Source organism: Empedobacter sp. UBA7620 (assembly GCF_002484185.1).
GTDB classification, from domain to species: Bacteria; Bacteroidota; Bacteroidia; order Flavobacteriales; family Weeksellaceae; genus Empedobacter; species Empedobacter falsenii_C.
In genome coordinates, this window is the sequence record NZ_DLJI01000026.1 from 71989 (window position 1) to 87179 (window position 15191).

Annotated in this window: 17 protein-coding genes; 4 read left to right on the forward strand and 13 right to left on the reverse strand. The window is 33.0% G+C overall.

Annotation, left to right across the window (positions count from 1 at the left end):
* Positions 1-32 precede the first annotated feature (32 nt).
* The 4 genes from B2217_RS05655 to B2217_RS05670 are packed head-to-tail and all read left to right on the forward strand — an operon-like array spanning position 33 to position 2595.
* The gene (locus B2217_RS05655) at positions 33-1388 is read left to right on the forward strand and encodes a hydroxymethylglutaryl-CoA reductase, degradative (RefSeq protein WP_291122189.1); all 1356 of its coding nucleotides are present in this window, start codon (positions 33-35) and stop codon (positions 1386-1388) included.
* 8 nt (positions 1389-1396) lie between these two features.
* A complete protein-coding gene (locus B2217_RS05660) occupies positions 1397-1828 on the forward strand; it encodes a pyrimidine dimer DNA glycosylase/endonuclease V (RefSeq protein ID WP_180905450.1) in 432 nt (143 codons plus the stop codon).
* Positions 1810-2307 (forward strand): YkgJ family cysteine cluster protein, encoded by a 498-nt coding sequence (locus B2217_RS05665; protein ID WP_180905451.1) that lies wholly within the window; start codon positions 1810-1812, stop codon positions 2305-2307. Before B2217_RS05660 ends, B2217_RS05665 begins: the two co-directional genes overlap by 19 nt.
* On the forward strand, positions 2308-2595 hold the full coding sequence (locus B2217_RS05670; RefSeq protein ID WP_125348911.1) for a hypothetical protein: 288 nt from the start codon (positions 2308-2310) through the stop codon (positions 2593-2595).
* A 34-nt stretch (positions 2596-2629) separates the two neighbouring features.
* Here the strand turns inward: B2217_RS05670 and B2217_RS05675 are convergent, their stop codons facing one another.
* The 13 genes from B2217_RS05675 to nuoI form a co-directional block, all read right to left on the reverse strand.
* On the reverse strand, positions 2630-3079 hold the full coding sequence (locus tag B2217_RS05675; protein ID WP_147280029.1) for a hypothetical protein: 450 nt from the start codon (positions 3077-3079) through the stop codon (positions 2630-2632).
* Between the two features lie 154 nt (positions 3080-3233).
* Entirely contained in the window at positions 3234-4274 is a 1041-nt protein-coding gene (locus tag B2217_RS05680; RefSeq protein WP_115002306.1) for a PorT family protein, read from the reverse strand.
* 29 nt (positions 4275-4303) lie between these two features.
* Positions 4304-4966 (reverse strand): hypothetical protein, encoded by a 663-nt coding sequence (locus tag B2217_RS05685; RefSeq protein WP_115002304.1) that lies wholly within the window; start codon positions 4964-4966, stop codon positions 4304-4306.
* Positions 4950-5525 (reverse strand): RNA polymerase sigma factor, encoded by a 576-nt coding sequence (locus tag B2217_RS05690; protein ID WP_180905452.1) that lies wholly within the window; start codon positions 5523-5525, stop codon positions 4950-4952. Before B2217_RS05690 ends, B2217_RS05685 begins: the two co-directional genes overlap by 17 nt.
* 144 nt (positions 5526-5669) lie before the next feature.
* Positions 5670-6443 carry a type III pantothenate kinase gene (locus tag B2217_RS05695; protein ID WP_180905453.1) on the reverse strand — a complete coding sequence of 258 codons (774 nt, stop codon included), beginning with the start codon at positions 6441-6443 and terminating at the stop codon, positions 5670-5672.
* The gene (locus B2217_RS05700; RefSeq protein WP_180905454.1) at positions 6443-8296 is read right to left on the reverse strand and encodes a M1 family metallopeptidase; all 1854 of its coding nucleotides are present in this window, start codon (positions 8294-8296) and stop codon (positions 6443-6445) included. Before B2217_RS05700 ends, B2217_RS05695 begins: the two co-directional genes overlap by 1 nt.
* Positions 8297-8375: 79 nt before the next feature.
* Positions 8376-8975 carry a hypothetical protein gene (locus tag B2217_RS05705; RefSeq protein WP_180905455.1) on the reverse strand — a complete coding sequence of 200 codons (600 nt, stop codon included), beginning with the start codon at positions 8973-8975 and terminating at the stop codon, positions 8376-8378.
* Positions 8976-9088: 113 nt separating this feature from the next.
* Complete coding sequence (locus B2217_RS05710) at positions 9089-10477, reverse strand: NADH-quinone oxidoreductase subunit N (RefSeq protein ID WP_180905456.1); 1389 nt, start codon at positions 10475-10477, stop codon at positions 9089-9091.
* A 20-nt stretch (positions 10478-10497) separates the two neighbouring features.
* Positions 10498-11916 (reverse strand): complex I subunit 4 family protein, encoded by a 1419-nt coding sequence (locus B2217_RS05715; protein ID WP_038333343.1) that lies wholly within the window; start codon positions 11914-11916, stop codon positions 10498-10500.
* A 7-nt stretch (positions 11917-11923) separates the two neighbouring features.
* A complete protein-coding gene (gene nuoL / locus B2217_RS05720) occupies positions 11924-13816 on the reverse strand; it encodes an NADH-quinone oxidoreductase subunit L (RefSeq protein ID WP_291122190.1) in 1893 nt (630 codons plus the stop codon).
* 2 nt (positions 13817-13818) lie between these two features.
* Complete coding sequence (gene nuoK / locus B2217_RS05725) at positions 13819-14145, reverse strand: NADH-quinone oxidoreductase subunit NuoK (RefSeq protein ID WP_026357457.1); 327 nt, start codon at positions 14143-14145, stop codon at positions 13819-13821.
* Positions 14146-14161: 16 nt separating this feature from the next.
* Positions 14162-14680 carry an NADH-quinone oxidoreductase subunit J gene (locus B2217_RS05730; RefSeq protein WP_180905458.1) on the reverse strand — a complete coding sequence of 173 codons (519 nt, stop codon included), beginning with the start codon at positions 14678-14680 and terminating at the stop codon, positions 14162-14164.
* Positions 14680-15180 (reverse strand): NADH-quinone oxidoreductase subunit NuoI, encoded by a 501-nt coding sequence (gene nuoI, locus B2217_RS05735; protein ID WP_038333352.1) that lies wholly within the window; start codon positions 15178-15180, stop codon positions 14680-14682. Before nuoI ends, B2217_RS05730 begins: the two co-directional genes overlap by 1 nt.
* Positions 15181-15191 lie beyond the last annotated feature (11 nt).

Below are 15191 nucleotides of genomic sequence, written 5' to 3' on the forward strand. Positions count from 1 at the left end.
TTGTAATTTTGTCTTATAAAAAAATATCCAATATGAAGCATCAAGCAGTAGAAGGTTTTTCGAAATTATCGAAAGAAGGAAAAATTGAATGGGTTGTCAATGAATATTTGAATGGTGATGAATCTGCCATCAAAGTATTGAAACAATATTGGAATGATGATGCAGATTTACAAAAACTGCACGACGAATTTTCTGAAAATACAGTTTCTAATTTCTATATGCCGTTTGGTTTAGCGCCAAACTTTTTAATCAACGATGAATTATACGCTATTCCAATGGCGATTGAAGAGTCGTCTGTTGTTGCTGCGGCTTCTAAGGCTGCAAAGTTTTGGCAAACTCGTGGTGGTTTTAAAACAACTATTTTATCTACAACAAAATTAGGTCACGTTCATTTTATGTACGAAGGTGACAAAAAAAAGTTGCAAAATGGATTTGAAACATCTATTAAAAATCAATTAATCGAAACGACAAATGATATCACAAAAAACATGCGTGCGCGTGGTGGCGGTATTTTAGCTTTAGAATTAATTGATAAAACTGCTGATTTAGAAAACTATTATCAAATAAAAGCTTCTTTCGAAACAATGGATTCGATGGGTGCAAACTTTATCAATTCATGTTTAGAGCAATTTGCCAAAACATTACGAAACGAAATCGAAGCTGATTCTACTTTTACAGATGATGAAAAAGATTCAGTTCAAATCGTGATGTGTATTTTATCGAATTATACGCCAGATTGTATTGTTCGTGCAGAAGTTTCTTGTCCTGTTGAGCAATTAGCAGAAGGGAATGTAACCTCAGAAGAATTTGTCGAGAAGTTTTCTCGTGCGGTTCGAATTGCAGAAATAGAGCCTTATCGCGCAACAACGCATAACAAAGGAATTATGAACGGAATTGATGCGGTTGTGATTGCAACAGGTAACGATTTCCGTGCTGTAGAGGCTTGTGCGCATACATATGCCGCAAAAGATGGTCAATATTCTTCATTAACACATTGCGAAGTAAAAGATGGAATTTTCCGTTTTTGGATTGATTTACCAACTGCTCTTGGAACAATTGGTGGATTGACAGCTTTGCATCCTTTAGTAAAATTAGCGATGGGAATTCTTGGAAAACCAAATGCTAAAGAATTGATGGGGTTTGTTGCTGTTGCTGGATTAGCGCAAAACTTTGGTGCGTTGCGTTCTTTGGTTACAACTGGAATTCAGAAAGGTCACATGAAAATGCACTTGATGAATATCTTGAATCAATTGGAAGCAACAGAAGAAGAAAAGAAATATTTTGTCAATTATTTTAAAGATAAAACGGTTTCTCATCACAATGTCATCGAAGAGTTTTGCAGATTACGTGGTGTAGAAAATGTAGAAGACATCAAAAAAGATAAATAATCTAACAAATGCGAATTTGGTCTGTTCATCCGAAATATCTCGATGCAAAAGGAATTGTAGCACTATGGCGCGAAACGCTTTTGGCAAAAAATGTTTTGGAAGGCAATACAAAAGGTTATAAAAATCATCCGCAATTAATTCGCTTCAAAGCTGTCGAAAAACCGCTTGAAGCGATTAATCAATATTTAGCAGAAGTTTGGGACGAAGCCACAAGACGAGGCTATAACTTTGACCGAAATAAAATTGATTTTGATTTCAAAAAGATTAAAATTGACGTCACAATAGGTCAAATGCAATATGAATTCAACCATTTATTAAAGAAGTTAGAACAAAGAGATCCTGAGCGATTCAAACAAGTTGAAAACCTCAAAATGGTTGATTGCGCTGAGATTTTCGAAGTAAAAGAAGGAGAAATAGAAAAATGGGAGATCATTTCTTAGAAGAATATTTTGCGAAAGCAAAAGAAAAACAACGCGAACACAAAAAGTTTTTGGAGAAGTTGAAGAAAAAACCACCTAAAAACTTGGATCAAAAAATGGAAGAAATTCATGAAGATGTTTTCAGTCGCATCGATTGTCTTTCTTGTGCGAATTGTTGCAAAACAACTGGTCCGCTTTTTACACAAAAAGATATTGAGCGTTTAGCGCATGTTTTTCGTATCAAACCAAGTCAATTTATTGATAAATATTTACGAATTGATGAGGATAACGACTACGTTTTGCAGCAAGTTCCTTGTCCGTTTTTGGATAGTGAAAATTATTGTTTGGTTTACGAAGATCGCCCAAAAGCTTGCCGTGAATATCCGCATACAGATCGCAAAAAGTTTTATCAAATTAATCATCTTACCCTAAAAAACACGCTAATTTGTCCTGCAACCTACGAAGTTGTGGAACAAATGCAGAAAGAAATAAAAGTATAAATGGAAACACCTCTAAAAATAATCGCATTTATTATGTTGATATTTCCGACAATTTATCAAGGAATTGCTGGATTTAGAACCAAAGATGCTACTGTTGTAAAAAAAATTGCTTGGCGCGCCGTTTTGATGCAAATCATGGGAACGCTTTTGGCTTATTTTATCTTCATAAAAATTGGTCAAGACAAACAAGTTGCCATTTATGTTGGCTTTATGTTTTTTACGTCGCTTGCAATTTTAGTGCTGATTCAAAACATTTTGATTTACTTAAAAAATAATAGTAATAATTAAAACGTCGTCTATGAGCGACGTTTTTTTAATATCATTAAGCTAATAAATTAACGTATTGTTCTGCTTTTTCGGTTAGTTTAGTTTTTACTTGATCATAATTTGAATCAAAAAAACTTCGTAATCTGAACTTTGATTTTTTGGTTTGAATAGTTAGAATTTGATTGCGATTCAAGCGAAAAATGTCTTCTTCTTCGTACAAATAATAAATTGCTCGATATGGAATTTCATCTTTTTTGAAAATTGTTCTGATTTCGAACGTTTCTTCTTTTAACGTAAATAAGGTCAAATTAAACGTTAAATCGTATAAAATAGACATCGATGCAAGTAAAGAAATCATGAAAACGCCAATGCGTAAAAAAGGTTCGTCTATCCAAAAATTTCCTCCAAACCAAAAAGCTTTGACAAACGTGAAGTTAACCATCATTAATAATAGAAAAATGATGACGAGAAGAAGTGTTTGCCAACTAAGTTTAGATTTTACCATCTCTCATTGGATTTGTACTAATTTACAATTTTTTTGAACAGGTTTAGAAAATTTTTCTACAAATAAGAAACCTCAGATAAATCTGAGGTTCATTATATTAAAAAAAATGTTATGTTATAAAATTTCAATACTAAAACTATGATTGAGATAATTGTTATAATCCAAGATTTATGCCAAACTGAATCATTTTACGATTATCAAATGTGTTATCTTTAAAATAATTGTTCAAATCTTTTCTTACAAAAACATCAATCAATCCTAAACCAATTGTTATTTCAGCTCCGTAGATAAAATTATTCACATTATAATTTCCACGTTCTTTGTTGCGAACACCATCTCCTTTGTAAATATTATTCGATGATAACAACGTTCCTCCATACATATACGCTGCGATATAGTGTTTTCCTTGCGGACGATATGCAAAATCATCGGTAATATTTTTGACTTTCGAAAAGTTGTATTTAAATCCAACCGGAACCATAAAATAGGCCGAACGCAATTTCGATTTATCTAACGATTTATCACTTTTTACCAAGCCAACATTTCCATTTTCATCACGATTAAAGCGCATATCATCGTCGATGCGATACGTTCTCCACGAAAATAATCCTCCTGCCAAAAAGTTAACAGGACTTGTTAACGATAATTGTCTTTCGTACATTAAACCTACTGTAATGTTGCTCGAAAACTTCTCGTGTTTGTTCAATTCCTCATCTTTTTTTCCTGTAAACGCCATGTATCCAAAAGAAGCATAACCATTAATTTGATTCGCAATTCGGTAACGTTTCGTCACATCTTGTTTCGTTTTTGGCGTAATTGGATCTTCGCCGTTCATAATCGAAAATGCAACTTGTTGTTTGATGATATCATCTAAATTGAAATTTACCTCCTGAATACGATCATTTATCGTTCCCGAATACACGCTCGCAATCGCTTCTTTCTTCGCTGTAGCCTCAGAAGCATTCAGTTTTCCTTCTGTTAATTCTTTGTCAACTGCCGCAATTTTCTTTTCCATTGCAGATTTTTCTTCCTGAACAATTTGACGAATCACTAACGTAAATTCGCTGATGCGATCTTTTACAATTGGACTGATTTTTTCTTCATTTTTATCATTCAAATCAAATGTAAATTTTTGAGCATATAGTGATGTAGCTGATAAGCATAATAATCCTGCTACGATAAGTTTTTTTATCATAATCTTGCTAATTTAGGGATATTAATGTTTTATTTGAAGCCGATAGAAACCACGCGCGATTGGTTTGACTCCTTTAGATTTTCTTTATTTTCGATCGAATACAACAACATATTTGGATCTACAAAATTCTTATTCTTTTTGTTCACTTTTACAGAATCTAATGTTGTGTTAGCTGCAATATTTTTCTTTGGTTGAGCTTCTGATTTTAAATCTTCTTTCTTCTCTACAATAGCTTCTTTCTTCGTTGGAAAAGCCATTTCAACTTGTTGAGATTCTTCGTTTATTGCCACTTGAACTTTACCATGTTGAATTGGTTTCTTCTCTTCTTGTGTCTGAATTTCAACTTCTTTTTTAGAAGAATCAATCTTTTCATTATTCGCTAAAATCGATTCTGAAGAATGAACTGTATTAGAGTCTGATTGAATTTGTTGCGGATTATTTTGTTCCTGATGATTTACAAATTCTTTTGGTTGATCATCTTTCGATTGATTCGAGAATAAATAAATTGATGTAGAAACCGTAAATAACGCCACAACCGCAGCAGACAACCACCATTTAAAATTTGATTTTTGTGGTGATGGAGCGACATCCATACGAGCTTGAATTCTGTCCCACGCATCATGAGAAGGATTCAATTCACGATTTTCTAAATCGTCTTTTATATAGTTTGATATTTTATCGTTGTTTTTCATTTGTCATTTTCTTTTTACTTAGAACAATTTCTTTCAGTTTTGCCTTTGCTCGAAACAATTGCGTTTTGCTGGTCGAAACCGAAATATTCAGCATTTCTGAAATTTCTTGATGCGAATAATCTTCGAGAATATGAAGATTAAACACCAATCGATAAGGTTCTGAAAGTTGATCTAACATGTCTTGCACATTAAAATTTAACCACGTTTCCTCTACTTCTTCATCCGCTTCATCATAATTAGAAACTCTTACATCATCAACATAAATCAATGTTTTATTTGCACGTAAAAAAGTTAAACATTCGTTGACCATAATTCGACGCATCCAACCTTCGAAACTTCCTTTATTTTGAAATTTCTCGATATGATTAAAGACTTTACAAAAACCATTAATCATACAATCTTCTGCATAATGCATGTCTTCGATGTAGCTTCTACAAACGCTCAGCATCTTTTTGGAGCTTTGTTCGTAGAGTTCTTTTTGCGCCAAAGCATCGTTCTTTTTTAGTCGTTCGACTAAAATTTCTTCTTTACTTTTTCGATTTAGTACAAATAATTTCACGTGTGTTAATTGCTTTCTTACTTAATAGACTCAAGGTTTGTAAAAAGGTTACAGAAAATTAAACATTTTTTTTGAAATGATTTGATATAGAACGAAAAAAGCTCGCAATTAGCGAGCTTTTTAATCATATTTATCTAAAATAAATTATTTCTGAAACGAATCTTTATTCAATTCGTATAATATTTTAAGACCTTTTATCGTGTGTAAACGATCATCAATATCAATTTTATCTGTCAACGATTTGTAAACGCCGCCAACTCCACCTGTCGAAATCACATAACATTGTTCTCCTTCTTCGGCATTGATACGATCGATCATTCCTTCGACCATACTCAAAAAACCATAAACCATTCCTGATTGCATACAAGATTCTGTATCAGATCCCAAAACAGTTTTAGGTGCTTTCAGTTCTACTGTTGGTAATTGAGCTGTTTCTCCTACCAACGAATTTAAGGCAGTAATAATTCCGGGAGCAATCACTACTCCACCGACATTTGCCGATTCGTCAATCCCTAAAAAAGTTAGCGCAGTTCCAAAATCAATGATAATTTTTTTACCTTGATAATTTTGATAATGTGCAGCTACCGCATTCGCATATAAATCTGTTCCCATTTGGTTTGACTTATGCTTGATTGCAGATGGCGTATTACGATCCACAACCATTGGTTTGAACTTGTGAATCTTTTGTAAAGCAATCTTAACGCTTGCTGTAAGTGGTGGCACAACCGAACCAATCACAATATCTGTAATATCGTCTTTCTCAATTCCGAAAGGCTCGTACATGTTCGAGAATTTTGCAAAAAATTCGTATTCGGTACGATAAGGTTTTGAATTGATTGTCCATGTAATAATCTCCGTTTCACTTTTGAAAACCGCGAAACGAAGATTAGTATTTCCAATATTTACTGCTAATAACATTATTTTGTAAATACATTATTTTTATCATTTACATCTGCCAAACGTTTTGTTGGATCGATGGTAACTTGTTTAACTTCTTTTGAAACTTTAACGTCATATGTAGGTTTTGTCCAGAACCAATCTTCTAAAATTGTTCTTTTTGCACCTTGATATTCCACTAAATTTTCTGCTGGTTTTTCTCCACGCATTTCACGTAAAGGAATGTAAAATAATTCTTTCGAACCATCTGTATATTCAACCAATAAATCAATCGGCATTGCAAAATCAGATTTATTAGCGATTGTAATTGTATTTCCGTTTACAGCTTCTACAGCGTAATCAATTTTGCGTGTTGTATTGATAAATAAGTTGAAATACCATTTAAGATTAATTCCAGAAACTTCTTCTGCTACACGTTTGAAATCATTCCCTGATGGATGTTTGAATTTCCATTGTTTATAGAATTCTAGGAATGTTTTGTTTAAATTATCATTTCCAATAATATATCCCAATTGAATTGCTAAAACTTGACCTTTGTAATACGCTTCTAAAGAGTATGCATAATTTGTATTATAATAGTCTGCTAATAAACTTGCAGGTTCTTCTTTACCAGAAAGTGCTAAATTAATATATCCTTTGTAGGCATCTGGATTTGGATTTGAAGGCATTACTTTTAATTTATCTACAACATTAAGGTGCGCCATTTGCTCTACATACGATGTAAAACCTTCGTCGAACCACTCGTTGTATGTTTCATTGATACCAAATAATTGTTGGTACCAAGAGTGAGCTGCTTCGTGGAAAATAGTTCCGATTAAGCTATTTAAATTACTTCCTCCAGCAATTAAAGTTGCAGTACCATATTCCATACCACCGTCACCACCTTGAATAATTGAATATGTTTTCCAAGGATATTCACCAAAATGTTCAGAATTATAATCGAAGAAACCTAATGCATAAGGCATCGCTTGTCTCCACGCAGAAGATTTATCATTATCTTGGTAAACTAAATAAACATCTACGCCATGTTTAGATTTTTCGTGCTCCACAATAAATTCTTTATCTGCAGCCCAAACAAAATCGTGAATATTTTCAGCTTTGAAATTCCAAGCTACTTTACCATTTTTTGCTTTGATTGTAGGATTTTTCACATAACCTTTTACATTGTTTGGATTTTGTAATTCTCCCGAAGCTCCCACAACATAATCTTTATCGATGTTGATTGTAACATCAAAATTACCAAAAGGAGCAAAAAATTCGCGACCAACATATTCATCTAAATGCCAACCTTCAGGATCGAATTCTGCCATTTTTGGATACCATTGCGCCATAGAAAATTCTACACCATCTTTCGAATTACGTCCAGAACGACGAATTTGTTCAGGAACTTGCGCATTCCAAATCATATCGAAAGTAGAAGTTTGTCCTTCTGCAATTGGTTTTGCTAAAGTAACTTCTAAGATTGTTCCATCAACTTTATACGAAACGGCTTTACCGTCTTGCTTAAGAGAAGTCACTTTTTGATAACCGATTTGATCTGGTTTTAATTCAGAAATACGGCTAACATATTTTGGATTTTCTTTTGTTCCGACATTCGTTGCCATTCGTTTATCAGGATCTGGAATGTTTTGCAAACGATTATCCATCATACTTCCTGGTTGAAAAGCATTAAAATACAAATGAAAATAAACTTTATTCAGGCTTTGTCCTGAATTGTTCGTGTATTTCAATTGCATTTTTCCATCGTATTGATATGCTTTTTCTTTCATATCAACATCAATCTTATAATCTACCTTTTGTTGCCAATATCCTTTGCGTTGCGCAAAAGCAAATTGTACCAAACAAAGGCAAATTAGTAAAGTAAATTTTCTCATTTCTAACTAATCATTAAACTTTAATCTCTCAAAAATACGAAAAAGCTTGAAACAAGTCAGTTTTGTTTCAAGCTTTTGATTACTTTAAACAACCAAACTCTAATCTTATCAAATCTAATAATTCTTTTATCGATATTAATTCATCAACATTTGGATAATATTCGAGATAGTTCTCTGGATTATAATAATGAATCGTATTTTTTTTATTGTTACTATTAATCAAAATGTAATAACTTACTCCATCAAGAATCGATGTTTTCTTTTTCGTGTTTACGATACTTCCTTCTTCTATAGAATATTGATTTGATTTATTTTTTAGCTTATAGCTTATTTTATCAAAATCTGGCAAGTATAAAATATCTGTATCTAAAATTTTAAACCAAATTAATTCAAGATTACTCAAAGAGTTTAATTTCTCTTTAACAATTCTAATTTTAGTTACATTATCAATTGTTCCTGCTTTTGTTTGATACAGTTCTGCTTTCCAATAATCATCTTTAACATTATAAAGACGAAACATTTCTAAACCTGTCGATGTAGCGTATTTTTTATAAATTCTAATTTCATTTTCATGCAATTTCAATGAATCAATTTTCAATATTCGATTTAATTCTTCAATTTGTTGAGAGAATAATATTGAATGCAAACAAAATACTATAATCGATAAAGTTATCTTCATAAAATTAGTTGAACATTTTAGAATGTTAATATACTAAAAAAGCTCGTGTCAAGTACTTGACACGAGCTTTTAAATAATAAATAATAAAAAACTATATAATAATCATTCTACAATTACCACATTGGCGTTTGCAAAAATGAAGATAATATTCCTGGAAAAATTCCCATCACAATTAAGATAACCATTCCAATGATTAAAAGGAAATTCGTTAATCCGTCTTGTGTTTTTAATTTGTTTTTTCCTTTTTTGAAATACATATAGTTGATGATTTTGAAGTAATAATACATACTCAAAACTGCCATAACCAATGCAATTACAATCAAAAATAGGTTTTTATCGTTTGTTCCTCCAATACTTAATGCCATAAATTTAGCGAAGAAACCTCCTGTTAATGGAATACCTGCTAACGAAATCAAAGAAATTGTCATCGCTGCAGCCAGAACTGGATTTGCTTTTCCTAAACCAATGAAACTTTCAAATTTTGGATTTTTGAATTGATCAATCGTATAGAAAATAATGAAATTCGCAACCGAATAAGCAATCGTATAGAACATCAAAGCCTCTTTAGATGATGAATTGATGTTAAACAAAACAAATAACATGAAACCTGCTTGCGCGATTGATGAATAAGCCATCAAACGTTTGACAGATTTTTGAGAAATTGCTCCGAAGTTTCCGATAAATAACGTCAAAATGATGATTGACGCAAATAATAAACGGTAATATTCGGCATATTCTACATTTGTTGGGAATGATTTTAAGACTAAAATAAATCCTAAAAATGATCCTCCTTTGATGATTGTCGACATAAACGATGTAAACACAGTTGGTGTTCCGTCGTAAACGTCTGGTGTCCATGCATGGAAAGGAGCTGCAGAAACTTTGAAACAAAATGCAAAGATGATTAAACACCATCCTGCGTAATAAATTGTTTCGAAATCTTTGTTATAGTTCACCAATTGATCAACCATAAAAGTTCCTGTTGCGCCATACAAAAATGTTACACCCAACATCAAAATCCCTGTTGAGAAAGCTCCCATCAAGAAATATTTTACAGAAGCTTCTGTACTTCTAAGACTTTCTTTGTTTGTTCCTGCAATAATGTACATTGGAATTGACATTAATTCGATTCCTAAGAACATAATTACTAAGTTGTGGAATTGTGCTAAAACGGCGATTCCTGTAAAAGAGAAGAAAATTAAGGCATAATATTCTGCCACATGTTTTCCTACTTTTCCAAACGAATCTTTGTTCAACAATAAGTAAAAAATTGCCAATCCCGCCAATGCGATAAAGAACGAAACGCCGTAAAGCGACTGTCCAATCATATTATCGAATTTTCCTGCGAACATTGAGCAACCTTTCAAATCGAAAATTCCTCCTACAATCATTCCGAAAAACAGAACAACAGAAAGTATATTTAAGGCACGATTATTTTTGATGTAGAATCCACTAAACATCAAAATAATACCTGAAAGTGCTGATAAAATAATCGTATTCATATCTATTTATTCAAAAATGATTAATGTGCTAATAAATTAAAAATTGGTGTTGGATAAACTCCTAAAATAATCACTATGATTGCGATTACTGATAAAACTGCAATTGGTCCAAAACCTCCTTTTTGAGCATCTTTTTGTTTGATGTTTTTTACTTCTCCAAACAATAATGCGCTTGATAATCTCAACGTATAAACGGCAGATAAAATAACACCTAAACAAGCCACAACACATAAAACTGGATTGTGTGTAAACAATGCTGAAAGCATCATAAACTCTCCGATGAATGAACTTGTCAATGGTAATGCTACGTTTGCTAAACCGAATATCATGAATAAGATAGATAATGTTGGATCAACTTTCGCTAAACCACCAATCGATTTGATATCTGTCAAATCATATTTTCTTTCCATAATATCAACACATAACCATAATCCTAAAACAACTAAACCATGTGAAAACATTTGAAAATAAGCTCCTGTTACACCATTTGCTAATTCTGAAAATATTGAAACGAAGATTAAAGCCAAGTGAGCAATCGAGCTATATGCAATAATCTTCTTTACATTTTTTGCACTCAATGCGATTAACGAAGCGTAAACTAATCCGAAAATTGCGATATACGTAATGTATTTGAACAATTCTGAAATTGTTGGGAACATTCCCAAATACCAAGTAACCACTGCAAATAATCCCATTTTCGCCATCAAAGCTGAAAGTACAACTGTTAATGGAGTTGGAGATGTTTTGTAGATGGTTGGTTGCCATGTGTGAAATGGAAAGATTGGAATTTTAATCACAAAAGCGATTAAGAATAACAATGCCAACGCTGTATTTGTTGAATAATGCGGTCCTGTAACTTGTACAACATCTGTTAATAAAAATGATGCTGGTTGTAAGAAAAATCCGATGTAAATAATTCCTCCTAACATAAACATCGATCCTAAAATCGTGTATAAGAAGAATGTCATATTTGCGCGAATTTTGTCTTTTCCAATTCCGAATAATCCGATTAAGAAATAAACTGGAATTAAAACAACTTCCCAGAAGAAATAGAATAAAATTAAATCTTCTGCTAAGAAAACTCCGTTTAATCCTGCTAAAGTGATTAGCAATAACCCATAGAATGTATTGCTATATTTTTGTTTTGTTGTTGATAAATAAACAAAAAGAGCTAAGTAAGTAAGGTTAGTTAATAAAATCATTAATCCTCCCAAACCTTGAGCATTTAACGCGAAATAAGTTTTAACGCTGTTGAAATTGAACCATTGTGTTTGAAACGTTAACTCGTTGTTTCCTCCTTTGCAAGTGATAAACAAGTACAACGCCAACAACGCTCCACCAACGAATGCTCCTAACCATCTTTGTGGTTTTTGACCTTGCATTAATAGCATAAAAACTCCTACTATTAATGGTAAAATGATAAATAAAGATAAAAGCATTACTAACCTATTTTGAAATTAAATACCCCATAAAAAAGATTGCGATACCTGCCACGATTCCAACAACCATTAGCATAATATAGAATCCTACATTTCCGTTTTGTAGCTGACGTACATTTTTTGATGCGCGACCAGAAACAGTTCCAACTCCTAAAACAAAAGCTGCAATTCCTGCTTTTTCTACATATTTTTTCAAGACATCACCTAACTCGAACAATGGTTTTACAATTGCATTGTCGTATAATTCGTCGATGTACCATTTATCCTCAAAGAATTTTGCAATTCCACTTGCTTCACCATCTACATGATTTGTGTATTTCTTGATGGCATAATAAATTGCGCCAAGCACACAAAGTAATAAAGCTCCCATCATCATCCATTCTGTTGCATGAGAAACATGATGAGCTTCTCCGATTGATACAACTCCACTTAAGAAAGTTTGAAGTTTGTGTCCGTCTTGCATAAACAACGCTGGAATTCCTACATAACCTGCAAAAACAGAAAGAACTGCTAAGATGATTAATGGAATTGTCATTGCTGCTGGACTTTCGTGCGGATGAGCATCTTTATCTCTTAAATCTCCTAAGAAAGTCATCGCGTATAAACGGAACATGTAGAATGCTGTCATCACAGAAACGATAAATCCGATTCCGTAAACAACTGGATTAGAAACAAACATTCCTAATAACATTTCGTCTTTCGAGAAGAAACCTGATAATCCTGGAATACCAGCGATTGCCAAACATCCAATCAAGAAAGTGATATGTGTAATTTTCATGTATTTCTTCAATCCCCCCATTTTGCGCATATCTTGCTCGTGGTGCATTCCGTGAATCACAGAACCTGCTCCTAAGAATAATAATGCTTTGAAAAATGCGTGCGTCATTACGTGGAAAACTGCTGCGATATACGCTCCAGAACCAATTGCTGCGAACATTAATCCTAATTGAGAAACTGTAGAATAAGCCAATACTTTTTTGATATCGTTTTGGCGCATTGCAATAGTTGCAGTAACAAAAGCTGTTGCAATTCCTACGTACTGAATAACTTGTAATGTGATCGGTGCTGCCGAAAATAATTCGTTGCAACGTGTAATCATAAAAATACCTGCCGTTACCATTGTTGCAGCGTGAATAAGTGCTGAAACTGGCGTTGGTCCTGCCATCGCATCTGGTAACCAAGTGAACAATGGTAATTGAGCCGATTTACCCGTTGCTGCTAAGAATAACAATAATGTGATTCCTGTTAATACAAAACCTGTAAATGCAGATGAATCAATTGCTAATTGGCTGAATACTTTTACATATTCTAACGTTCCAAATTCTTTGAAAATCCAAAACATCGCCAATAAAAATCCAACATCTCCGATACGGTTCATGATGAAGGCTTTCTTCGCTGCTTTGATATATTCTGGATTTGTAAACCAAAAACCAATTAACAAGAATGAACATAATCCTACTCCTTCCCATCCAATAAACATCATTACAAAATTGTTTCCCATAACAAGAATCAACATGAAGAAGATGAATAAATTTAGGTAAGAAAAGAATTTTGCAAATCCTTTGTCTTCGCTCATGTAAGCCGAGCTATACACGTGAATTAAAAATCCAACTCCTGTAATAATTAACAAGAACAAACTCGTTAATGCATCAATTTGAAATGCAAACGGAACTTGTAAAGTTGGAATATTGATAATATCAAATGCCTTAAAAATTAATGGTTGTGCATCTGCTCCTGATGGAACTGACATAAAAACCATGATTGATAAAATGAAACTTGCCAAAACTGCTCCACTTCCAATGAAAGTCACTAAGCTTTTAGAAAGTACATTTCGTCCTAAACCGTTAATTAAAAATCCGATGAATGGAATCAAAGGAATTAACCATATATACTGCTCCATTCTTAACCTTTTAAACGATTTAACACATTAATATCTACCGAGTATACTTTGCGGAACAATAAAATTATCACTGATAATCCTACAGCAACCTCAGCCGCAGCCACAACCATAATAAAGAATACTAAAAGTTGTGCATCTGTTCCTTTTTCTAATGCTGGATTTGCGTGATAGTGCATTTTTGAGAACGCTACTAACAACAAATTCACAGAATTTAACATCAATTCTATACACATAAAAATGACAATTGCGTTACGACGAATCATTACGCCAGCCATTCCTATTCCGAATAGGATTAATGATAAAGTAATATAATAACTGATTGGTAACATCTTTTACTTTTTATATTTAATCCAATAATTCTTCGTCCTTTTTCGATAACATCACCGCTCCAATCATTGCAGAAATAAACAAAATACTGCTCAACTCGAATGGTAAAACATATTCTGAATACAACAATGATCCTAAATTGTGAATCAATCCTAAATCACCTGTTCCCATTTCTACAGCTGTGTTTGCAGAAGCTTGATTTTGTGAGAAAATACTAATTGTCAAGGCAATAAATAATAAAGAGATTAAACTCGCTGCTAATATTTTTGCTGGTCGACCAAATGATTTCTTTTCACTATTCAAGTTCATCAACATCACCACGAATAAGAACAATACCATAATTGCTCCGGCATAGACAATGACGTTTACAATTGCCAAAAACTGTGCGTTTAGCAATACATAATGTCCGCTGATGCAGAAGAATGTTACGATTAAATATAAAATGGAATGTACAGGATTCTTACTGAACACCATTAGTAGCGCACTTAACACCGTTAAGCTCGACAAAACATAGAATAAAATGATAGGTAATTCCATTAATTTGTAGCTTTTTTCGGGATTAATAAATCTTCTTTCGAATAGATAAAGTTTTGACGTTTGAAACTTGCTGGTGGAACTGTTTGCGATAAATAAACAGCATCTTTTGGACAAGCTTCTTCACAGAATCCACAGAAAATACAACGTAACATGTTAATTTCATATTTCGCTGCATATTTTTCTTCGCGGTAAAGATTTTCTTCACCAGGAAGTCTTTCTGCTGCTTCCATTGTAATTGCTTCTGCTGGACAAGCCAAAGCACAAAGTCCACAAGCCGTACAATTTTCACGATCTTCTTCGTCTCTATTCAAAACGTGTAATCCTCTAAATACAGGACTAAACGGTCTTTGTTTTTCTGGATAACTAATTGTTGCTTTCTTCGAAAAGAAATGCTTCAATGTAATCATCAACCCTTTTGCGATAGAAATCAAATAGATACTTTCCCAAAAAGTAAGGGGTTTACGTTCTACTTGTTTTACTCTATTTGTAATTGGTTTCATACTTTTAATGA